The sequence below is a fragment of the Mesorhizobium sp. ZC-5 genome (assembly GCF_025753855.1).
In the GTDB taxonomy this organism is placed as follows: Bacteria; Pseudomonadota; Alphaproteobacteria; order Rhizobiales; family Rhizobiaceae; genus Neomesorhizobium.
On record NZ_JAOWPT010000006.1, the window covers coordinates 63,764 to 83,444 of the forward strand.

At 61.3% G+C, this 19,681-nt stretch carries 18 protein-coding genes and 2 pseudogenes; 15 read left to right on the forward strand and 5 right to left on the reverse strand.

Going from position 1 to position 19,681, the window contains the following annotated elements:
• Positions 1–17: 17 nt before the first annotated feature.
• From OHD58_RS17750 to fhuB, 3 genes are read left to right on the forward strand one after another with little or no spacing between them, the layout of a single operon-like run.
• Entirely contained in the window at positions 18–812 is a 795-nt protein-coding gene (locus OHD58_RS17750) for an ABC transporter ATP-binding protein (protein ID WP_263804754.1), read from the forward strand.
• Positions 809–1,702, forward strand: a complete 894-nt coding sequence (locus OHD58_RS17755) for an ABC transporter substrate-binding protein (protein WP_263804755.1) — start codon at positions 809–811, stop codon at positions 1,700–1,702. Before OHD58_RS17750 ends, OHD58_RS17755 begins: the two co-directional genes overlap by 4 nt.
• Positions 1,692–3,686, forward strand: a complete 1,995-nt coding sequence (gene fhuB / locus OHD58_RS17760) for a Fe(3+)-hydroxamate ABC transporter permease FhuB (protein WP_263804756.1) — start codon at positions 1,692–1,694, stop codon at positions 3,684–3,686. The genes OHD58_RS17755 and fhuB overlap by 11 nt, the downstream gene beginning before the upstream one ends.
• Positions 3,687–3,817: 131 nt before the next feature.
• Here the strand turns inward: fhuB and OHD58_RS17765 are convergent, their stop codons facing one another.
• The gene (locus tag OHD58_RS17765; protein ID WP_263804757.1) at positions 3,818–4,729 is read right to left on the reverse strand and encodes a bifunctional 5,10-methylenetetrahydrofolate dehydrogenase/5,10-methenyltetrahydrofolate cyclohydrolase; all 912 of its coding nucleotides are present in this window, start codon (positions 4,727–4,729) and stop codon (positions 3,818–3,820) included.
• 341 nt (positions 4,730–5,070) lie between these two features.
• Between OHD58_RS17765 and OHD58_RS17770 the strand changes: the two genes are divergently transcribed.
• The 7 genes from OHD58_RS17770 (at position 5,071) to OHD58_RS17800 (ending at position 13,192) form a co-directional block, all read left to right on the forward strand.
• The gene (locus OHD58_RS17770; protein ID WP_263804758.1) at positions 5,071–5,934 is read left to right on the forward strand and encodes a cytochrome c3 family protein; all 864 of its coding nucleotides are present in this window, start codon (positions 5,071–5,073) and stop codon (positions 5,932–5,934) included.
• A gap of 292 nt (positions 5,935–6,226) precedes the next feature.
• Positions 6,227–7,177, forward strand: a complete 951-nt coding sequence (coxB, locus tag OHD58_RS17775) for a cytochrome c oxidase subunit II (RefSeq protein ID WP_263804759.1) — start codon at positions 6,227–6,229, stop codon at positions 7,175–7,177.
• Positions 7,174–9,690 carry a cytochrome c oxidase subunit I gene (gene ctaD, locus OHD58_RS17780; protein ID WP_263804760.1) on the forward strand — a complete coding sequence of 839 codons (2,517 nt, stop codon included), beginning with the start codon at positions 7,174–7,176 and terminating at the stop codon, positions 9,688–9,690. Before coxB ends, ctaD begins: the two co-directional genes overlap by 4 nt.
• Positions 9,690–10,076: a hypothetical protein gene (locus tag OHD58_RS17785; RefSeq protein ID WP_263804761.1), complete on the forward strand. Its 387-nt coding sequence runs from the start codon at positions 9,690–9,692 to the stop codon at positions 10,074–10,076. The genes ctaD and OHD58_RS17785 overlap by 1 nt, the downstream gene beginning before the upstream one ends.
• On the forward strand, positions 10,073–10,738 hold the full coding sequence (locus tag OHD58_RS17790; protein WP_263804762.1) for a cytochrome c oxidase assembly protein: 666 nt from the start codon (positions 10,073–10,075) through the stop codon (positions 10,736–10,738). The genes OHD58_RS17785 and OHD58_RS17790 overlap by 4 nt, the downstream gene beginning before the upstream one ends.
• Positions 10,738–11,823 carry a c-type cytochrome gene (locus OHD58_RS17795; RefSeq protein WP_263804933.1) on the forward strand — a complete coding sequence of 362 codons (1,086 nt, stop codon included), beginning with the start codon at positions 10,738–10,740 and terminating at the stop codon, positions 11,821–11,823. The genes OHD58_RS17790 and OHD58_RS17795 overlap by 1 nt, the downstream gene beginning before the upstream one ends.
• 37 nt (positions 11,824–11,860) lie before the next feature.
• The gene (locus tag OHD58_RS17800) at positions 11,861–13,192 is read left to right on the forward strand and encodes a PQQ-dependent sugar dehydrogenase (protein ID WP_263804763.1); all 1,332 of its coding nucleotides are present in this window, start codon (positions 11,861–11,863) and stop codon (positions 13,190–13,192) included.
• Positions 13,193–13,366: 174 nt separating this feature from the next.
• Here the strand turns inward: OHD58_RS17800 and OHD58_RS17805 are convergent, their stop codons facing one another.
• From OHD58_RS17805 to OHD58_RS17815, 3 genes and pseudogenes are all read right to left on the reverse strand, one after another.
• Positions 13,367–13,681 (reverse strand): hypothetical protein, encoded by a 315-nt coding sequence (locus tag OHD58_RS17805; RefSeq protein WP_263804764.1) that lies wholly within the window; start codon positions 13,679–13,681, stop codon positions 13,367–13,369.
• 30 nt (positions 13,682–13,711) lie between these two features.
• A pseudogene (locus tag OHD58_RS17810) lies at positions 13,712–14,036 on the reverse strand (antibiotic biosynthesis monooxygenase family protein).
• A gap of 61 nt (positions 14,037–14,097) precedes the next feature.
• A pseudogene (locus OHD58_RS17815) lies at positions 14,098–14,616 on the reverse strand (alpha/beta fold hydrolase); the annotation flags it as partial.
• Positions 14,617–14,889: 273 nt separating this feature from the next.
• On the opposite strand from OHD58_RS17815, the gene OHD58_RS17820 reads away from it, so the two are divergent.
• The 3 genes from OHD58_RS17820 to OHD58_RS17830 all read left to right on the forward strand — a co-directional run bounded on the left by OHD58_RS17820 (position 14,890) and on the right by OHD58_RS17830 (position 18,348).
• Positions 14,890–17,001, forward strand: a complete 2,112-nt coding sequence (locus OHD58_RS17820) for a catalase (RefSeq protein ID WP_263804765.1) — start codon at positions 14,890–14,892, stop codon at positions 16,999–17,001.
• Between the two features lie 76 nt (positions 17,002–17,077).
• A complete protein-coding gene (locus OHD58_RS17825; RefSeq protein WP_263804766.1) occupies positions 17,078–17,713 on the forward strand; it encodes a cysteine hydrolase family protein in 636 nt (211 codons plus the stop codon).
• On the forward strand, positions 17,710–18,348 hold the full coding sequence (locus tag OHD58_RS17830) for a DUF6766 family protein (protein ID WP_263804767.1): 639 nt from the start codon (positions 17,710–17,712) through the stop codon (positions 18,346–18,348). Before OHD58_RS17825 ends, OHD58_RS17830 begins: the two co-directional genes overlap by 4 nt.
• Positions 18,349–18,372: 24 nt before the next feature.
• On the opposite strand, the gene OHD58_RS17835 is transcribed toward OHD58_RS17830, so the two are convergent.
• Positions 18,373–18,525, reverse strand: a complete 153-nt coding sequence (locus OHD58_RS17835; RefSeq protein WP_318528264.1) for a KTSC domain-containing protein — start codon at positions 18,523–18,525, stop codon at positions 18,373–18,375.
• Positions 18,526–18,983: 458 nt separating this feature from the next.
• Here OHD58_RS17835 and OHD58_RS17840 point away from each other — a divergent pair, with 458 nt between their 5' ends.
• Both OHD58_RS17840 and OHD58_RS30715 read left to right on the forward strand, forming a co-directional pair.
• Positions 18,984–19,337: a low affinity iron permease family protein gene (locus OHD58_RS17840; RefSeq protein WP_263804768.1), complete on the forward strand. Its 354-nt coding sequence runs from the start codon at positions 18,984–18,986 to the stop codon at positions 19,335–19,337.
• Positions 19,294–19,569 (forward strand): DUF6894 family protein, encoded by a 276-nt coding sequence (locus OHD58_RS30715; RefSeq protein ID WP_412177238.1) that lies wholly within the window; start codon positions 19,294–19,296, stop codon positions 19,567–19,569. The genes OHD58_RS17840 and OHD58_RS30715 overlap by 44 nt, the downstream gene beginning before the upstream one ends.
• The last annotated feature ends 112 nt before the right edge of the window (positions 19,570–19,681 follow it).

Sequence of the window (19,681 nt, forward strand, 5' to 3'; positions counted from 1 at the left end):
GCCGGAGCCGCCCGATCATGAACGGCGCCGAGAAATTGCAAACCGGCTTTGCCCTTTCGGGCGCAGGACTCGTGCTCGGTGGTCGGTGCATCGTTTCTCCGCTCGATCTCGACTTGCGCTCCAACCGCATCTACGGGCTGATCGGTCCCAACGGGTCGGGCAAATCCTCGCTGCTGCGCATGATGACGCGGCAAGTGGCTCCGTCGTCCGGGCATATCCGTTACCGGGGCGAGGTCCTTCAAGGCTGGACCTCCCGCGCCTTTGCCCGTGAGGTCGCCTATCTACCGCAGCAATTGCCAGCCGGGCAGCAACTGACGGTCGGCGAACTCGTGGCGCTCGGTCGGTATCCGTGGCACGGGCCATTCCGCCGGCTTTCTGCCGACGATCGCGACAGCGTGGCCGAGGCGATCAGCATCACCGGTTTAGGAGAATTGGAAAGCCGCCTCGTGGATACGCTTTCCGGCGGCGAGCGCCAACGCGCATGGGTGGCTATGATGGTGGCTCAGGCCGGTCGTTTCCTCATCCTCGATGAGCCGACATCCGCGCTTGACATCGGCCACCAGGCACAACTCCTCGAAGTCCTGCACGAAGTCACCGCCGCGCGCGGTCTCGGCATCGTTATGGCCTTCCACGATATCAACATCGCAGCAAGCTTCTGTGACGAAGTACTGGCCATGCGTGACGGCGTTCTTGTTGCGATGGGCGCGCCGGCGGAAATCGTCACCGACGATGTATTGAGCGCACTTTATGGCGTTCCCATGCGCACCATGCCACATCCTGAAACACAGCGTCCGATCGGGTTCATCAGGTGAAACGACGTACCTTTCTCGCAGGTCTCGGCGCACTGGCGGCCACGAGGGCCGAGACGGCGCCACGGCTTCCGGCGACCATAGATCGCGTGGTCTCGATTGACTGGGGTCTTGCGGAAACACTGCTTTCGTTGGGCGTCCCTCCGGTGGGCCTAGCCGAGACGCGCGGCTATAGCGAATGGGTTTCCGTTCCGCCATTGTCGGACAATGTTGTGGAAATCGGGCTGCGGTCGACGCCGAACCTCGAGATGGTCGCTTCGCTCCAGCCGGATATCATCCTGTCGACACCTCAGTTCGCCGCGATAGAGCCGGTGCTGGGGAGTATCGCTCCGGTCCTTTCGCTGGCGACCTTCACCGAAGACCTGCAGCCACTCGCAAAGGCCGAAGAAAATGCGGTCATGCTCGGGCGAATGCTCGCGCGCGAAGATGCCGCGCGGGAGCTGATCGATGGACTAGCCTCCGATATCAAGGCGCTGCGAATGGCGGCGGGCAGGAAGGCGCGCAAGATCATCGTCGTGGCGTTCCATGACGATCGGCATATCTGGGTCTTTACCGAAGGCAGCCTCTATGCCGATGTGATGAGCCGTGCGGGTCTCATCAATGCTTGGACGGCAACAAGCAATAGCTGGGGAATCGCCAACGCATCGGTCGATGAACTCGTCGGGCTCGAAGAAGCCGCGCTGGTCATCGTCGAGCCGGTTCCGGTATCACTCCGCCTTAAACTGCAAGCACGCGCGCCCGGCACGATGGTTGGCGAGATGGAACTCTTTCGTCCGGGCCGATACCGCATCATCCCACCCAATTGGGGTTTCGGGGGGCTGACTTCGGCGGCGCGTTTCGCGCGGGCGTTGGCAAGCCTCGACGATTTCATTCGGAGCGGCCATGCAGCGTAATATCCTGCGGCCCGCGACGGCCGGCGTGGCCATACTGGTCACGATCGCCCTGGTCGCCTTCAACATCGATCGCATCGGCCAGGAAGCCATCGGGCAGATGCCGGACGCAACGGTCGCGAGGGACTTGTCGGACCTGCTGCTGCACTATGCCTTTTTGCCGCGGCTCGCCGTATCGCTGCTTGCTGGCGCCTCGCTGGGTCTCGCCGGCGTCCTTTTTCAGCAGGTCCTACAAAACCCGCTGGCGGCGCCCGACACGCTTGCGGTGAGTTCGGGCGCGCAACTCGCGCTCGTCATCGGCGTACTTATGACGCCTGTCTTCAAGGCCGAACATCCGGTGTTTCTGGCGATGGCGGGCGCCTTCGTCGCGTGGGGCCTCATCGCGCTGCTCGGGACGCGACGGAGAAGCTCGACGCTGACGCTGATCCTTGCCGGCTTCATAGCCAGCTTCGCGCTCGGTGCAGTCGCCAGCCTGCTCGTGCTGTTGAACCAGGAGTACATGACGTCGCTGCTGATCTGGGGCGCCGGATCGCTGGTGCAGACCGATTGGGAGGGTGTCTGGACGCTCGGCATCTGCCTGCTGCCCGCCATAGCCATTGTCGCGGTTCTGGGCCGATCACTGCTTATCATCGGCCTCGGTGATCAGGCCGCAGGCAATCTCGGCGTCTCGCTGCGCTTCGCGAAGCCGCTTCTTCTCGCATTGGCCGTCCTCCTTTCGGCGAGCGTCGTCGCGGTGGTGGGCGTCATCGGCTTCGTCGGCCTTGCTGCGCCGCATCTGGCAAGGGTTCTCGGTGCGAATGCGTTCAAAAGCCGGCTGATCGCGTCGCCCCTTGCAGGCGCGGCGATTTTTACGCTCGTCGACCAGGTGCTCCAGGCCGCGCCCATGGAGGAGGTCAATGCCCTGCCGACCGGAGCCGTCACCGCGCTCATCGGCGCGCCGGTGCTTATTCTCCTGTTAAGACAATTGCCCGTCGTGGTGCTCGAAGGGGTTGAACCGGCCCCCCTTACCGCACGCGCGCCGGACAGACGCCTGGGCTCTGTCTTCGCCGTGCTTGCTGCGTTGTTGTTTGCGACGCTTGCCGTGGCGCTTCTCGTCGGACGTGGGCCGGACGGTTTCTATTTCGGTACGGCGTTCGACACCGGTTCGATCGACTGGCGCCTCCCGCGCGTCGTCGGCAGTGCGGCCGCCGGATTGGCGCTTGGCGTAGCGGGATGTTTGGTCCAGCGTCTCTTCGCGAACCCGATGGCGAGTCCAGAAATTCTCGGCATTGGCGGTGGCGTTGCCGTCGGACTCGTCGTGGTATTGCTGATCAGCGCGCAGGCTGGCGCATCTCTCCAGTTCGGCGGTGCACTCGCCGGGGCAGCCGTTGTTACTGCTCTCGTCGTCATCCTCGGTGGTCATCGCGGGTTCTCGCCCGAGCGCCTGCTCTTGATCGGCATCGCAATCACGGCGCTGCTCAATGCAACGACGCTGCTCTTTCTTGCACTCGGTGACCCTCGCATCGGTCAGGTTCTCGCCTGGCTGAGCGGCTCCACCTATCGCGTGACGCCCGGGCTGGCCTTTTCGGTACTTGGCGTGGCTCTTGCGGTAATGGCATGTGCGATGCCGCTCAGCAGATGGCTGGAGATCCTCCCCTTCGGACCGGAAGTCGCCACGAGCATGGGCCTCCCCGTTGCATTCGCAAGGTTGGTCGTGGTGGCTCTGACGGCCATGGCAACGGCTGCGGCGGCTCTCATCATCGGTCCGATGAGCTTCGTGGGACTGCTCGCGCCTCACCTTGCGGCGCAGACTGGATTGCGCCGCGCCTGGGCGCAGCTTTGCGGCGCCGCTGTCGTAGGGTCGGCGCTCGTGGTTTTCGCGGATTGGATCGGCAGGGTCATCTTCGCACCCACCGAGCTACCGGCCGGTCTGCTGGCCGTGCTGATAGGCGCCTCTATCGTGGCTCTTGCGTCCCTTCCGACGCCGCTTAGGTCGCGTATGGAGTGACGAAGAAGCGGGACAGCGGAAGCACCGATAAGGAACAAGGCGAGTTTGTTTTCACTAATGGCCGACACGGCAGGTGCCGCTAAACAGCAGCGACGAGCACCATGAGGACTTGCTCTTGCTGGGCGTGACCCTCATGCCACTGCCGCTGTGCCGGCAGTTCCGTACGTCGATCGGTAGAGCGCCTTTTGCCGCGCCCACGCGACCATCGTATTGCGTAACAAAATCGCCACGGTAACTGGCCCGACGCCGCCGGGAACCGGGGTGATCCAGGCCGCGACCTTGGCAACATTCTCGGCATCGACATCGCCGACAATCCTCGTAGATCCGTCGCCCAGCGTTTCGGAATTGATACCGATATCGATGACCGCCGCGCCCGGCTTCACCATACCCTCGTCGATCAGTCGCGGCCTCCCGACGGCCACGAACAGCGCATCGGCGCGCCGTGCATGCGCGGCAACTGAACGCGTCATGTGGTGGCACACGGTCACAGTCGCGCCCTCGCTCATCAGCAGGAATGCGATCGGTTTGCCGACGATCTCGGAATGGCCAACCACGACGACCTCAAGGCCTCTCAGTTCCAGCCCCGTCGCCTTCAGCATTTCGACCGCAGCGGCGGCCGTGCAGGGCGCCAGATCAAGCTGGTTGTAGACAATATTGCCGATCGACGCCGGATGCATGCCCTCAACGTCCTTCAGCGGGTGGACGGCTGCCTGAATGCACTTGATCGGAATGTGCGATGGAACCGGGCGCTGGATGATGATGCCAGTCACACCAGGGTCGGCATTCATGCCGTGGATGGCAGCCTCCAGCTCCGCCGTGGAGATGGCAGCGGGATAACGGCGTTCCTCGAACGCGATGCCGGCAAGCTCCGCCTTGGTGCGCTGGTTTCGGACATATACATCGACAGCCGCCGTGTCGCCGGTGGTGATTGAGACAAGCTTCGCAGGAAACCCTTCCTTCCGGGCCTTCATGGCCTCAGCACGAACGTTGCCGATGATACGCTGGGCGATCGGTGCGCCCTTGAGGAAGCTGGCGTCGTTCAAAGCGGCTCTCCTGAGGTTTCAGAATTTGCGAGGATAGAGACGCATGGGCGTTTCGGAGGCGTAATTGCGAAACGCGATGCGCTCGCTGCGACGAAGAGGTATCTGCTTCATGGTTTTCGGACCGTTCTGAGCTGGAATTCTCCATTGATGACCCCGTATTGGGAGAAAGAGGATTCCGCAGGGAAATCGAAGTTTCGCAAGGCGCAGCAGATACCCTGGATTCATGACACAATGGGCCAGGCAGCCAGGCTGACCGGTCGAATATGAACCCGCGATCGAACTTCGTGCGATTTCTGGGCCGGCACGCCGGCCTTTCGCTGTTTGTCGCGGGAGGTTTCGTCGTGCTGTTGCATCCCACCGACACGGCCTGGTGGGCAGCCCGGCTCCTGGGGCTGGCGACGCTTTTCACCATGGCTGGGGCGCTGGCGCTGCGCCCGGCCTCCGATCGTCCGCGCTGGCACCGGTTCCTCGGCTGGGCAGCGCTTGCGGCCTTGCTCGGCCACATCGGCGTGGTCGCCGGAATGCAACCGGTGTTCTGGCGCTGGTTTACCTGGGCGGTCCCGGTCGAAATCGTCGCCGGCGTCCTGGCCGTCGCTGCCTTTGCCACCGCGCTCATAGCACAGAGCTCCAGCTGGCCGCGTCGTTGGCTTGGGCCGATCCTCGGCCATCGCATCCACCGCTTCGCCGGCTATATGCTGGCTTCCGCGGCAACCGCGCACATCGCTCTGGTTGCCGGTATCGGCATGTTCGCGGCCGTCATCATGCTTGCCGGCCTGGCGATCCTTCTGGTCGAAGGCTTTCTGCGAGAGCGGCACGGCGTCGCGCTTGTAGTGAGTCTGGCGCTGTCCGCAGCGGCCATCGCGGCACTCGCTTTCGGACCGCTGGCTGGTCCACGACTGGAGCTGCTAAGGCGATCCCCCATCGACCACGCGAATTTCCTGCATACCGATCACGGCAATCTTTCGTGCGTCGGCTGCCATCACAATTTCACCGATCGCGCAGGCAACGAGAACTGTCTGTCTTGCCACAAGCGTATCTCGACCACCGAGGCCATGCGCATTGACCGGATGTTCCACGCCTTCTGCAGCGACTGCCACCGAACCGACAAGCACGCAGGCAAGGCGTTCGGACCCATCGACGATTGCAAAGGCTGCCATGGCAAGCCAGTTGATGGGGTGATTGATCACCGACGCGGCCGTCAGTAACCGACGAGGAGGGGGCAAGCGCCGCCTTTTGCAGGCTACCGGACCCCTACTGGCAGCCGGACGTGAAAGAGCCGGAGCCAGACTGACTGCCGGATGAAAAACCCGCTGCCAAATCCTGATGAGAATCCTGAACCGCCGCCGCTGGCGGGTAAGGTGGAACCTTTAATGCGTTGGAGACTTCTCTGCTCATTCCGCCGCAGCCTTTCGGAGAGGGTCGAACATCGACGCACCGACGAGCAACCGTTGGGTGAGACCAAAAAATCTTGAAGCCCCATCTGGCTTCTGGAGATTGGTGCTCACCGTCGCGTGGCTATCCGGCTGCTCTGGAATTCAATCTGCAATCGACCCTGCCGGTGAAGAAGCCACGCACGTGGCAACACTATTTTGGGTGATGACGTGTGGTGGAGCGCTGATCTGGGCCGGAACCGTCGCTGTCCTTTTATATGCCGTCCGCAGACGGACACTTTACAGTGAGCCGGCCGCAAGCCGCCTAATCTTTTGGGCTGGTGCCGTGTTTCCTGCTATCACGCTGATCCTTCTCCTTGGCTATGCCTTGTGGCTGATGCCCTCGCTTCGTCCGCTCGCCCAACCGGGTGCCCCCACGCTGCGCATCGAAGTGACCGGCAGGCAATACTGGTGGCGGGTGATTTATCGTCAGCCCGGAACCCCTCCTGTCGTTTCAGCCAACGAGATCCGTTTGCCGGTTGGCGAGCGTGTCGAATTCACGCTCAAAAGCGACGACGTCATCCATTCCTTCTGGATTCCCGCGCTGGGCGGCAAGATGGACATGATCCCCGGACGGGAGAACCGTCTATCGCTGCGAGCGACGAAGCCGGGAACCTTCCGCGGCCCCTGTACGGAATTTTGCGGGACTTCGCATGCGCTGATGGCGTTTTCCGCCGTTGCCATGGAGCCTGCCGAGTTCCGGCAATGGCTCGCCGGGCAGCACGTGCCATCGGCGGGGGCGACAGGGACCGGAGCGAGACTTTTTATCCGTCACGGCTGCGGTGCATGCCATGCCGTTGCGGGGACGGAAGCGACGGGCATGCTTGGCCCCGACCTGTCACATCTCGGATCGCGCGAAACACTTGGCGCCGGCATCTTGCCCAACAGCCAGGACAATATCGCCCGCTTCATCGCCGAGCCCGACGTCATCAAGCCGGGGGTACAGATGCCGGGGTTCGACATGCTGCCACCGGACGACATCGAGGCTATCGCGTCCTGGCTCAAGGGGCTCAAATGAGCGCGCCCGCCAAGAAACTGCCGAAAGCCGACCTCGAAGCACAGGCGGAGCGGCTGCGGGCGGTATGGGCCAATCCCACCGGCTGGCGCTATTGGACGACAGTCAACAATACTCAGATCGGCCTGTGGTACGCTTCAACCGCTTTCGCCTTCATGCTGTTCGCCGGTGTCCTGGCCCTGATCGTGCGTGCCCAGCTTGCGGTTCCCGACAACGATCTCGTTTCGGCCGATTTCTACAACCAGGCCTTCACCCTGCACGGCACGGTGATGATGTTCCTATTTGCCGTGCCCATATTCGAGGCGGTGGCGATCTTCCTGCTGCCGCCGATGCTTGGCGCGCGCGAACTGCCGTTCCCAAGGCTCGGGGCCTTCGGCTTCTGGAGTTTTTTCCTCGGCGGCACCTTCGTCTGCGGCTCGATCTTTTTCAATGCCGCGCCGTCGTCCGGCTGGTTCATGTACCCACCGCTCGCCACCGACAAGGAACTCTCGGGCATCGGGGCCGACATCTGGCTGCTCGGCCTTTCGTTCATCGAGGTCGCCTCGATCGCCGCAGCCGTTGAGCTGATAGTCGGCATCATGAAATGCCGCGCGCCAGGCATGCGGATCAACCTGATGCCGCTTTTCGCGTGGTACCTGCTGATCGTCGCCGGCATGATCCTGTTCGCCTTTCCGCCGCTGATCGCCGGCGACATCCTGTTCGAGATGCAGCGCATGTTCGACTGGCCGTTCTTCGATCCGGCCCGTGGCGGCGATCCGCTTCTGTGGCAGCACCTGTTCTGGATCTTCGGCCATCCCGAGGTCTACATCATCTTCCTGCCGGCCATTGCGCTGATGGCGATGATCGTGCCGACATTTTCGCAGCGCCCGATCGTGGGCTATTCCTGGATCGTGCTGGCCGCCGTCGGCACCGGGTTCCTGTCCTTCGGCCTGTGGGTGCATCACATGTTCGCAACAGGCCTGCCGCAGATTTCGCTCGCCTTCTTCTCGGCAGCCTCGGAAGCTGTGGCGATTCCAACGGCGGTGCAGATCTTCGTCTTCATCGCCACCATGCTGGCCGGCCGCGTCATCTTCTCGACGCCGATGCTGTTTGGAACCGGCGGCATCGCCATCTTCATTCTTGGTGGGCTGACCGGGGTGATGGTGGCGCTGGCTCCCTTCGACTGGCAGGCGCACGACACCTATTTCGTCGTTGCACACCTCCACTACGTGCTGATCGGTGGCATGCTGTTTCCCGTCATTGCGGGCATTTATTATTATTACCCGCTGATCGACGCGAAGCATTTGTCCGACCGGATGGGCCGGAGTGCCTTCTGGCTGATGTTCGTCGGCTTCAACGTCGCCTTCTTCCCTATGCATCTGGCCGGTTTGCGCGGCATGCCGCGCCGCGTCTTCACCTATCCGGCGGATGTGGGCTGGGATTGGATGAACCTGCTCTCCACTGTTGGCGCGTTTGTCCTGGCGTTCGGTGTGCTGGTGGTCGTCGTCGATATTCTTCGGCCGAAGCACCGACAAAACAGAGGTGAACAAAATCCATGGAATGCGGGTACGCTGGAATGGATTTCCGAACCGGAGGAAAATTGGGGCGTGCGCTCCATCCCACATGTCGAAAGCCGCTATCCGCTCTGGGACCAGAAAAATCTTGCCCGAGACGTCAACGACGGGCGCTTCTATCTGCCAGACGCCGAGGAGGGCAGGCGCGAGGGCTTGATCACCTCGGTGCTCGATGGCGACCCGATGCAGGTATTGCGCGTCGGTGGCACCTCGTACGTCGCCATTTTTTCTGCCGTCTCGCTCGGTGCAGCGTTCATCGCGCTTACCTTCCACTGGTGGATCGCCACGGCGGTTTCGGCCATCGTCTGCTTCTGCGCCATCCTCTATTGGCTGTGGACCGGCACGGCGGAAATTCCCGAAAAGCCTGCCAAGGACGTCGGGTTGGGCTTGACCCTGCCACTCTATGCCTCAGGTCCGGCCTCTGTCGGCTGGTGGGCAATGTTCATCACCATGGTCGGCGATAGCACTGCTTTTGCCAGCCTGGTTTTCGGTTACTTTTTCTACTGGACGATTCATCCGGATTTCACCGCCGGCATCGCGGGACCGGGCATGCCATGGCCGATGACTTCTGCAGTGCTGTTCCTTACGGCTTGGGCGGCAACGTTCGCCGCCCGGCAACTCAACGCCAGAGGTTTCGTCGCCGGCATGCGTATTGTGCTGCTGCTCGGCCTGATGCTGACGCTTGTTGCGTCGGCTGCCGGGTTCGCAGGGCCGTGGTCTCACGGCATGGACCCGACCGCGCATGTCTATCCGGCGATTGTCTGGGTTTTGGTGATCTGGGTGCTGGCGCATGCGGCGGTCGGCGCGGTGATGCAGGCCTATTGCCTGGCGCGCAGCTTCGCGGGACGGCTGACGCCGGTCTACGACATGGATATCCGCAATATCGCCCTCTACTGGCATTTCATGGCAATCACCGCCGCGATCGCCTTCGCCGTCATCGGTCTTTTCCCGGAAGCGGTGTGATGGTTTGGCGTTTCCTCCCCCCGCAAGTCGAATCGCTGTGGACGCTGTTCACCGCACCCGTGGTATGGGCCATTCATTTCCTGATTTGCTACGTTGGAGCGGCGGTCTTTTGCGCGAAGCCTGGTTTGTTCGATGTCGACTTTGGTGCGGTGCGGGCAGGCATCGCTTTCGCTACACTGCTTGCCCTTTCAGCGATCCTGCTGGCCGGCATACTCGCCTGGCGGCAATGGGGGTTCGGAGCCGGCGACCCACCGCATGACGACCCAACCCGGCACGACCGCGGGCTGTTCCAGGGGTTCGCTACGCTGTTGCTTGCCGGGCTCAGTTTCATCGCGGTGATCATGACGGCGCTGCCGGCGCTGTTCGTGACGGGGTGCCTGCGATGAAGCGGAGTTGTTTTGCCCTGGGCGTTGCAGTGCTCGCTCTGGTCTGGCTCGGACCTCTGCTGACTGCTTGGCGAGAATCCTTCGCCGCCCACATGCTGGCGCATATGGGCGTGGTGGCAATCGCCGCGCCGCTGATCGCGCTGGGGATTGCACCGCCCGTCATCTGCCTACCGGCATCTTCTCCCCGTAAGCGGCGAGAAGAACGCTCGTTGCCTCTGTTACTCTCCCTCCCCATTGTCGCCTCGCTTGTCGAACTCATCGTCGTCTGGGGCTGGCATGTGCCAGCGGCGCGGTCGTGGGTGGAGACCTCGACCTTTGCAACCGCCTTCGAACAGGCCACGTTCCTCGCCGCCGGCCTGTTCCTCTGGCTTTCCTGTCTTTCGAGCGGCTCCGCTGCTGCCTCGGCTCACCGCGCGGCAGGTGCCTTCGGGCTGCTTTTGACCACGGTCCACATGACGCTGCTGGGTGCATTGCTGGCACTGAGCCCACGGCCGCTCTACGGGCTCGGCGAAGTGACTTGCTTCACCTTGACACTCGACGCCGCGCAAGATCAGCAACTTGGTGCCGTTATCATGCTGTTCGTCGGAGCGGCGGTCTATCTCGCCGGCGGGGTAACTCTCCTTGCGAGGCTGCTTGCCTTGCCTGCGCGGAGGGCCGCGTGATGCATGTTGACTGGAAACATATTGCCATAGCGCTGGCCATCCTGCCCGTCGCCGCGCTGCTCTTTGCCTGGATCGGCTTCTTCAATGTCGGCGCATCGAGCGGGCACTGGAAGATCACCGACTGGTTCCTGCATTTTGCCATGCGATCGGCAGTGCGCACTTACGCGCTTTCTGTCGACGTGCCGGAGAAGTTGCCACACCACACCCTCCAGCCAGCTGCCGGTCATTTCGCGCGCGGCTGCGCCATCTGCCACGGCGCACCGGGCGAACCACGCTCGCCTGCGGTGCTGCGCATGCTGCCGCAGCCGCCCGCCCTCGCGGAAAGGGTCGGAGAATGGAACGACGCAGAGCTGTTCCGTATCGTCAAGCATGGTATTCGTTTCACGGGCATGCCGGCCTGGCCAAGCCAGGCACGCGACGATGAGGTCTGGGCGATGGTCGCTTTCTTGCGTGACCTGCCGGCGATGGATGAGCGCACTTATCGCGATCTCGCTTATGGCGACCCTGCAGACCCGGCGCTGCACCCGGTTGATTTCGGTCAAAGCCTGGCCGAATGTGTGCGTTGTCACGCCGCCGACGGTCTCGGGCGCAGCGCTGCGACGCCGATCCTCGCCGGCCAGAGCGAGGCCTATCTCATCCAAAGCCTGAGAGCCTATGCGGAAGGGAGACGGCAAAGCGGCGTCATGGCACTGCCAGCCACCGCGGTCGATGCAGCACTGCTGCGCGATCTGGCGCAACACTTCGCTGCCTTGCCATCAAGGAAGCCTGATAGGATTCATCACGATCCGGCGCTTATGCGACGCGGCGAGGAAGTTGCGCGCATTGGTATTCCTGCAGCCAAGGTGCCGGCTTGCCTGGGCTGCCACGGCGGACGAGAGCGCAATCCGCTCTACCCCAGGATCGCCGGCCAGCCTGCCGAATACATCGCTGTTCAGCTTGACCTGTTCCGCCATGGCAAGCGCGGCGGCACTGAGTTCAGCCATCTGATGACCGATGCCGCGAAAGGGCTGAGCGACACCGACATCGCAGCCCTGGCAGCCTATTTCTCAACTTTGCGTCAAGCGCCTGCAACCGGAGCGCCATGACTCGCGTTGCAGTTCTGTAACGTATCGAGGATCCTTCATGAAAAAGCTGCTGATCGCCCTGGTGGTTCTGGTCATTGTGGCCGTCGCGGCCGGTTTCGGAGTCGTATACCTGTCACGCCACGAAGCCACGGTACCCATTGAGCAGACCTACGGTCCCGACCCGACGCTGGCAGAGCCCAGTCCGGAATGGCTGCCTAGCGTCAATGTCGCCGAGGCAACGCCTTGGCCAGAAGGCACGATGCCTACCGCCGGGCAGGGCATGGCGGTAAACGAATTTGCAGCCGGGCTCGATCATCCGCGTTGGCTGCATGTTCTGCCCAACGGTGATGTGCTGGTAGCCGAAAGCAACGCGCCGCCGAAACCGGATCAGGGCTTCTCATTCCGCGGCTTCTTCACCGACCTGTTCCAAAGCCAGGCAGGCGCGGAAACCAAAAGCGCCAACCGCATCTCGCTGTTGCGCGACCAGGACGGCGACGGTGTCGCCGAGACCAAGACGGCGTTCCTGAGCGGCCTGAACTCGCCTTTCGGAATGATGCTGCTTGATGGAAAAATCTATGTCGCCAATGCCGACGCCATCGTCGGCTTCCCCTATCAGGATGGCGCGACGGAGATCACAGCGCCGGCCGAGAAGATCGTCGATCTGCCGGCAGGCCGCAATCATCACTGGACCAAGGACGTCATCGCCAGCCAGGACGGCACCAAGCTCTATGTCACGGTTGGATCCAACTCCAACATCGGCGAGAACGGTATGGACGAAGAAGAGGGCCGTGCGGCCGTCCATGAGTTCGACCTGGCCACGCGACAGATGCGGCTCTTCGCTTCCGGCCTGCGCAATCCCAACGGCCTGTCCTGGCAGCCGGACAGCAGTGAGCTATGGGTGGTCGTCAACGAGCGTGACGAGATCGGGTCCGATCTCGTGCCCGACTACATGACCTCGGTGCAGGACGGCGGCTTCTACGGCTGGCCCTACAGCTGGTATGGCCAGCATGTGGACGAACGTGTCGACCCGCAGAACCCGCAACTGGTCGCCAGCGCCCTCAAGCCCGACTATGCCCTTGGACCACACACCGCTTCACTGGGGCTCACCTTCAACACTGGCGATCTGTTCGGCCCTGCAATGAGGAATGGCGCTTTCGTTGGCCAGCATGGTTCGTGGAACCGCATCCCGCGTAGCGGTTACAAAGTGATTTTCGTGCCTTTCGCCAACGGTGAGCCATCCGGTCCACCACAGGATATCCTGACCGGCTTCCTCAGTGGCGACGACAAGGCGCTCGGCCGGCCGGTGGGCGTGGCCATCGACGGGAGCGGGGCGCTGCTGGTTGCGGACGATGTCGGCAATAAGGTCTGGAGAGTAGTGCCTTCATCCTGAAATGCCTTAGCGCTCTGGAATTTACGCAAGTCCGCCCTGGCCGCCGACGTCCACGTTCCTGGTGCAGCTAATAGCGGCAACCGCGACCGAAAGGTTGAGTGTCAGCAATGTCTGCTGAGAACAATCGTTCAACGCGGCTTGGCTCCCTTATCGATGCGCTGCTCAGCGCGGCCGCTACCGGTCGACGAGAATCTTGCATATCGCCACCCGGTCAGGCTTCTCGATCAGGAACTGGTCGTCGCGCGGCAGTAGGCGTACCTTGGTCGGCTCGCCCTTGGTAAAGGCGCGCATCCTCTCCATATCGCTCCAGTAGGAGATGAAGGTGAACCAAGTTTCCTCATCGCGATCCTCGCGGAAGAGCTGGAAGCCGAGCGCGGTCTCCTGCAATGGCGGGATGCCGCCGGCGCGGAGGTAAGGCTCGTACTCGTCGGCGTCGGCGCGCCGGGTGCGAGCGCGCCAGATGCGCGCAAGAGTCGGCTCGGTCGCCATGTCGTTCTCCTTTGTTCGTAGGTACGGCGGTCAGCGCAGGCCCCGCACGTCGACCAGGATGTGGTGGACATCAATGCGCTTGGGCAGCTCGATCAACAGCTCGGGGTCGCGGTCGAGATGATGGACTTCAGTCGGGTCGCCCTTGGTGAACTCGGTCATCGCTTCCACGTCCGCCCAGTAGGAGATGGTGGTGAACCACGTCTCCTCGTCGCGGTCTTCGCGTAGTAGCTGCACGCCGAGCGCGGTCTTCTCGAGCGGCGGAACGCCTTCCTTGCGGTTATAGGCCTCGTACTCGTCGGCGTGGTCGCGGCGGGTGCGCCCGCAAGATGCGAGCGATGGTCGGTTTGGTCGGCATGACAGTCTCCTTTCTTTAGGCAATAGCAGGGTCGCACCGGCTCCGGAGCACGGCGCGGCCGTCAGGCATGATGTCGGGCGAGGAAGTCGCGGACCAGCGCAGCACCGCGTCGAAATGAGTCTCAAGTAGCCAATGGCCCGCGTCCGTCAGTAGATGCAGTTCGGCGTCGGGCAGGTCGCGATGATAGGCCCGCGCGGACCCGGCTGGCATGTAGCCGTCCTCTGGACCCCAGATAATCAGTGTCGGCGGGCGGTGCTCGCGCAGCCAGGCTTGGTAGCGCGGAAACCAGGCGAGGTTATCCTCAAGCTTCTCCATCAGACCGACAGCGACCTTGCGGCGGACGGGCGTGTTCATCAGCGGCCAGTGCAGCTTCCAAAGCTCCGGCGGCACGCGCGTAGTAACGTCGTCCGCCACTTCGCCGACAAACTCGGCGGAAGCCTTCCTCACTCACCGCGTCCTCGAGTGGGCAATGATTCTCTGGCGTCTTGTCGGCCCAATAGGTCTTTATCGCCTCGTACTTCGGACCGAGCACATCTTCGTAGATATCCCCGTTCTGGATGATCAGTGCGGCGATCCGCTTGGAGCAACTCAGAAAGTGACGGGCGTGTGGGTGCTAGGGACCTATGCGGTGCTGTCGGGTAGCATCGGTTCTTGGATCATGACGCGGCCCTGCATGATGCGATGGCAGCAGCGGATCGCGGGTTTATTTATTATGGGCCTTGGGTTTCGAAATGGCCCTCGGGGGCGGAACCCAAAATTTTCGAATATTCAAGACCTCAGGAACCGATGGCCATCGAGGGGATTATGAGAGACGTGCGAACCGCACGCGATCCTGATCCCCGAAGGAAAGCAAATGGCCAGAACCGTCAGACAGTCGTCGGGTAAGCCCGCGACAATCCATGATCAAAAGCTCGTGCGAGCGAATGGCGGTGAACTTCACCAGATCGCCGAGGAAGGGACCGAGGTCCTGACAACGGCACAGGGCGGCCCGGTGACGGACGACCAAAACACTCTGAAGATCGGGCAGCGCGGTCCGACGCTGATCGAGGACTTTCATTTCCGCGAGAAAATCTTTCATTTCGATCACGAGCGCATTCCAGAACGAGTTGTGCATGCCCGCGGCTATGGCGCTCACGGTTTCTTCGAGACCTATGAGTCCCTGGCGGCTTACACACGCGCGGATATTTTTCAGCGTGCTGGAGAGAAGACGCCGGTTTTCGTAAGGTTCTCGACCGTCGCAGGGTCCAAGGGCTCATTTGATCTTGCTCGCGACGTGCGCGGCTTCGCCGTAAAATTCTATACGAAGGAAGGCAATTGGGACCTGGTTGGTAACAATATCCCGGTGTTCTTCATCCAGGACGCGATCAAGTTTCCGGATATCATCCACTCCGTAAAGCCTGAGCCCGACCGCGCTTTCCCGCAGGCACAATCGGCGCACGATAATTTCTGGGATTTCATCAGCCTGACGCCGGAATCCATGCACATGATCATGTGGGTCATGTCGGACCGGGCAATTCCCCGTTCCTTCCGTTTCATGCAAGGTTTTGGCGTCCACACCTTCCGGCTGGTCAACGCCAAGGACGAGTCCACCTTCGTCAAATTCATCTGGAAGCCGAAACTCGGCATGCAGTCGGTCGTCTGGAATGAGGCGGTCAAGATCAATGGCGCTGATCCGGACTTTCATCGGCGCGACCTGTGGAACGCAATCCAGTCAGGTGATTTCCCGGAATGGGAGCTAAACCTTCAACTGTTCGACCAGGAGTTCGCGGACAGCTTCGATTTCGACGTCCTCGATCCCACCAAGATCATCCCCGAGGAAATTCTCGCGCCAGTGCCGGTTGGCCGCCTAGTTCTCGATCGGATGCCCGAAAATTTCTTCGCCGAAACCGAGCAGGTGGCGTTCATGACGCAAAACGTGCCGCCCGGTATCGACTTCTCCAACGACCCGCTGCTGCAGGGGCGTAACTTTTCCTATCTCGATACGCAACTAAAGCGTCTCGGCAGCCCGAACTTCACGCACATCCCGATCAACGCCCCAAAATGTCCTTTCGCGCATTTTCAGCAAGACGGGCACATGGCCATGCGCAATCCCGTCGGACGTGTGAACTATCAGCCGAACTCATGGGGCGAAGGCCCGAGAGAAAGTCCGCAGAAAGGATTCTCGACATTCGCCAATCCAGAGGAAGGCCAGAAAGTCCGCCTGCGCCCGGAAAGTTTTGCCGATCATTACAGCCAGGCGCGGCAGTTCTTTATTAGCCAGACCCCACCGGAGCAACGCCACATCGTGATGGCGCTGACGTTCGAACTCAGCAAATGCGAGAACCCGGTCATCCGCGAGCGGATGGTCTCCCACCTTCTCAACATCGATGAGACTCTCGGCGCGGCGGTTGCGGAGAAGCTGGGGATCAACAAGCTGCCTAATCCCGCCGATTCCGCTATCGCACCGCGGGACGACCTTCCCGCATCGCCGGCCCTCAGCATTCTCGAGAACGGCCCGGAAAGCTTTGCCGGACGGAAGGTCGGCGTGCTGGTCAGTGCCGGTGCCGACGCCGCCCTCCTGAAGAAACTGCAGGCGGCGATCGAGGATGAAGGTGCCGTCATGGAGGTGATCGCACCCAAGGTCGGCGGCGTCGAGGCGGCCGACGGAAGCTGGATCGAAGGCAAGCACATGATCGATGGTGGTCCATCGGTCCTGTTCGACGCCGTGGCGTTGATACTGTCGGACGAAGGGGCCGAGCGCCTGGTGGGTGAGGCCGCAGCGCGCGATTTTGTGGCTGACGCTTTTGCTCATTGCAAATTCATTGCGTTCTCGCCCGAGGCCGTTCCACTGTTGCAAAAGGCCGGCATCGATCCGGAAGCCGACGAGGGCATGATCGATCTCGGCGATCAGAAGTCCATTGCCACCTTCATCCAATCCTCCCGCAAACTCCGCCTCTGGAGCCGGGAAATGGCGGTGAAGTTGTAGCGCAGTCCGGCGCGATGTCGTGTCATCGTATGCAGATGGCGGCAATAATCCCTCCAACCCGTAAAGGGCACCGTTGATGGCCGCTCAGAACTTGGTGCACGGGGTTCTCGGGGAGACATGCCTGCATCTTTGTGTCGACATGCAGCGCCTTTTTGCGCCTGGCGGACCGTGGGCCGTGCCATGGGCGCAAAAGGTGTTGCCTGCAATTGAGGAGTTGGTAGCGTTGCATCCGCAGCGGACACTATTTACGCGCTTCCTTCCCGCCGCTGGGCCAGGCGACGGCCCGGGGATGTGGGCGCATTATTATCGTCGCTGGGCCGAAGTCACTCTTGCCAAAATGGATATCGGTCTCGTTGAGTTGATGCCTTGCCTGGCGCGTTTCGTGCCGCCGGCTAAAGTTCTCGATAAGCACGTTTATTCGCCGTGGATGGAAGGGCGACTCGACGCGATGCTGACTGGTTCGGGAATCGACTCGCTGGTTGTCACGGGTGCCGAAACCGACGTGTGCGTCCTCGCTACGGTGCTCGGGGCGATCGATCGGGGCTTTCGCGTCGTCCTGGTCACCGACGCAATCTGCAGTTCGGCCGATCAGACCCATGATGCGCTGATGGAACTCTATCGCTCGCGATTCAGCGAGCAGGTTGAGGCGGTTTCGACCGAAGAGGTCCTGAAAAACTGGCATTCATCAGCGTCGCCAGGGAGGCCAACATGAAGAGGTTTGTGCGGAACAATGGGCTGACGATTGTCCTAGTGGCAATGTTTCTGCTAAGTGTCCTTGGCATGATCTGGTCGGGCCACGCGGCCCACAACGACGACTTGCGCGAGCACGGCTCGCCTGCGTCTGGCTTGCTCGCCTATCTGGCAAGCGGCAGCTTCCTCTCGGCGCTGTTTGAAAACTGGGAAAGCGAATTCCTGCAAATGTCGGCGTACGTGATGCTAACCGCAATGCTGTTCCAGCGTGGCTCAGCCGAATCTCGTGACCCGGATGATCCGGACCGCCCTGGCGATGAGCTGCCGGCAGCCACTCGAAAGCGCAATCCAATTTTGTCATGGTTTTATTCTTATTCGCTGGGGTGCTCGCTGGCCCTGCTGTTCGCCTTTTCATTTGCCTTGCACTGGTGGGCGAGTTGGGCCGCAGCGAACGAGGACGCACTTCGGCACGGCGGTGAACTACAATCGCCGGGAGATTACCTCCTCGACGCACAGCTGTGGTTCGAGTCCTTCCAGAATTGGCAATCAGAGTTCATGTCGACGGCCGTTCTTGTGGTGCTGTCGGTTTTTTTGCGTCACCAAGGCTCGCCGGAATCCAAACCCGTCGGTGCCGCAAATGCCGAAACCGGCGCATAAGCATCTGCGAGCGCGGCAGGCAATTCATTCCTCGTCGGCTATGCGCCGGTACTGGAAACGATCGCGAATAAAGTCGTTGAAGAAGCGGCCCTTTGCAAAAGCGTTGCGAAACGCATCATATGTCTCAGGCGGAACCCCATCGTAATCATAGCGTCTGCCGCTCGTTACAAACCACACGGAGAGGATTCTGGTGTCCGGATCGATCGTACTCGGATCTGCGGATCGTAGTCGAGGGCACGAGTTCTTTCACACGAGCGACATCGGCTGACAATTGGGTTTTAAGCCGAGTCGTTTCTTTCTCATGAGAGCCCTGCCACAGCCTTTGCTCAAGTTGGCTTCCTGCATGTGAGGTATATCGCCGGCCATTGGATGCGGACAAATTCCAGAGCTGGGGATATTTCCCTTTCAGCGTTCCGTCACCTTTCGCCGAATTTCAGCCACGCTAGTTCTGCCAGCTTGCGCCATACCGGCGCTCAAGGCATGCGCCGCGGCGCGGGGATGTTTGCGAATAAGAATTCCCAGAGCACGTACTGCGCCCGCCCCTTCGTATAACGGTCTCTTTTAGTTGAAATCAGCAACTGGCAAGAAGGAGAAAGGGTTCCGGAACCAAAACGCTGGCCCGGTGTTTTTGGGCGATGAACAACCTCCTCTTCCGTCTCGCCGATTTTCTCTCCAAACCGCCCGGCTTTTACTTAATTCTCGCTCTGATGGCCGTGTGCACGGCACTGGTTCCTCTTGGCTGGACAGACGTCGTGACCTACGCGCTGTCTGTTGCTGCAATCGTCATTACCGGCGTGGTGCTTATTCAGGGTTACCGGGACACATCGGCGATCCATGCCAAATTGGATGAGATCGTCGTTGCGCTCAACGAAACCCGCAACGATGTCGTTGGCCTCGAGCACGACGATCCCAAGCAGATATCCAAAACGGTAAAACGCCTGGAGAGTGAGGCAGCCGAGGCTGCAAGCAGGACTCAAACGGAAGCTTAAATTTCAAGAAGTCGGTCGATGCCGCGCTACTTTTCAAGGTGACAAATTCCGATCCGGTCGCGGGCGTTTGATTTTGGCGGATCGGGCGGCAGCCTGGAATGAAGCTATGAGAGCGTGCGGAGATATGATCTCCGACGGACATTTGAAAATGGGCGCCGGCTGGAGAATGGAGGTCTGGGATGAGGAGGGTCCCATCTTCGTTGTGCGGGTCGATGCACATGAACTTTTTTGATGCGGCAATAAAATCAGTCGCACCAAAAGACTTGGGAACATGTTGCGTGCGGCGGTGTTAACCAAGGCCTCATAGTCGCGAGGCTCCACTAAAACCCCAAAGGGAGACGACC

What these genes read in the sequence shown, in the direction of transcription:
- OHD58_RS17750 (WP_263804754.1), top strand. Translation starts at nt 18, where the DNA reads ATGAACGGCGCCGAGAAATTGCAAACCGGCTTTGCCCTTTCGGGCGCA.
- fhuB (WP_263804756.1), top strand. Translation starts at nt 1,692, where the DNA reads ATGCAGCGTAATATCCTGCGGCCCGCGACGGCCGGCGTGGCCATACTG.
- ctaD (WP_263804760.1), top strand. Translation starts at nt 7,174, where the DNA reads ATGAGCGCGCCCGCCAAGAAACTGCCGAAAGCCGACCTCGAAGCACAG.
- OHD58_RS17785 (WP_263804761.1), top strand. Translation starts at nt 9,690, where the DNA reads ATGGTTTGGCGTTTCCTCCCCCCGCAAGTCGAATCGCTGTGGACGCTG.
- OHD58_RS17790 (WP_263804762.1), top strand. Translation starts at nt 10,073, where the DNA reads ATGAAGCGGAGTTGTTTTGCCCTGGGCGTTGCAGTGCTCGCTCTGGTC.
- OHD58_RS17795 (WP_263804933.1), top strand. Translation starts at nt 10,738, where the DNA reads ATGCATGTTGACTGGAAACATATTGCCATAGCGCTGGCCATCCTGCCC.
- OHD58_RS17800 (WP_263804763.1), top strand. Translation starts at nt 11,861, where the DNA reads ATGAAAAAGCTGCTGATCGCCCTGGTGGTTCTGGTCATTGTGGCCGTC.
- OHD58_RS17805 (WP_263804764.1), bottom strand. Translation starts at nt 13,681, where the DNA reads ATGGCGACCGAGCCGACTCTTGCGCGCATCTGGCGCGCTCGCACCCGG.
- OHD58_RS17820 (WP_263804765.1), top strand. Translation starts at nt 14,890, where the DNA reads ATGGCCAGAACCGTCAGACAGTCGTCGGGTAAGCCCGCGACAATCCAT.
- OHD58_RS17825 (WP_263804766.1), top strand. Translation starts at nt 17,078, where the DNA reads ATGGCCGCTCAGAACTTGGTGCACGGGGTTCTCGGGGAGACATGCCTG.
- OHD58_RS17830 (WP_263804767.1), top strand. Translation starts at nt 17,710, where the DNA reads ATGAAGAGGTTTGTGCGGAACAATGGGCTGACGATTGTCCTAGTGGCA.
- OHD58_RS17840 (WP_263804768.1), top strand. Translation starts at nt 18,984, where the DNA reads ATGAACAACCTCCTCTTCCGTCTCGCCGATTTTCTCTCCAAACCGCCC.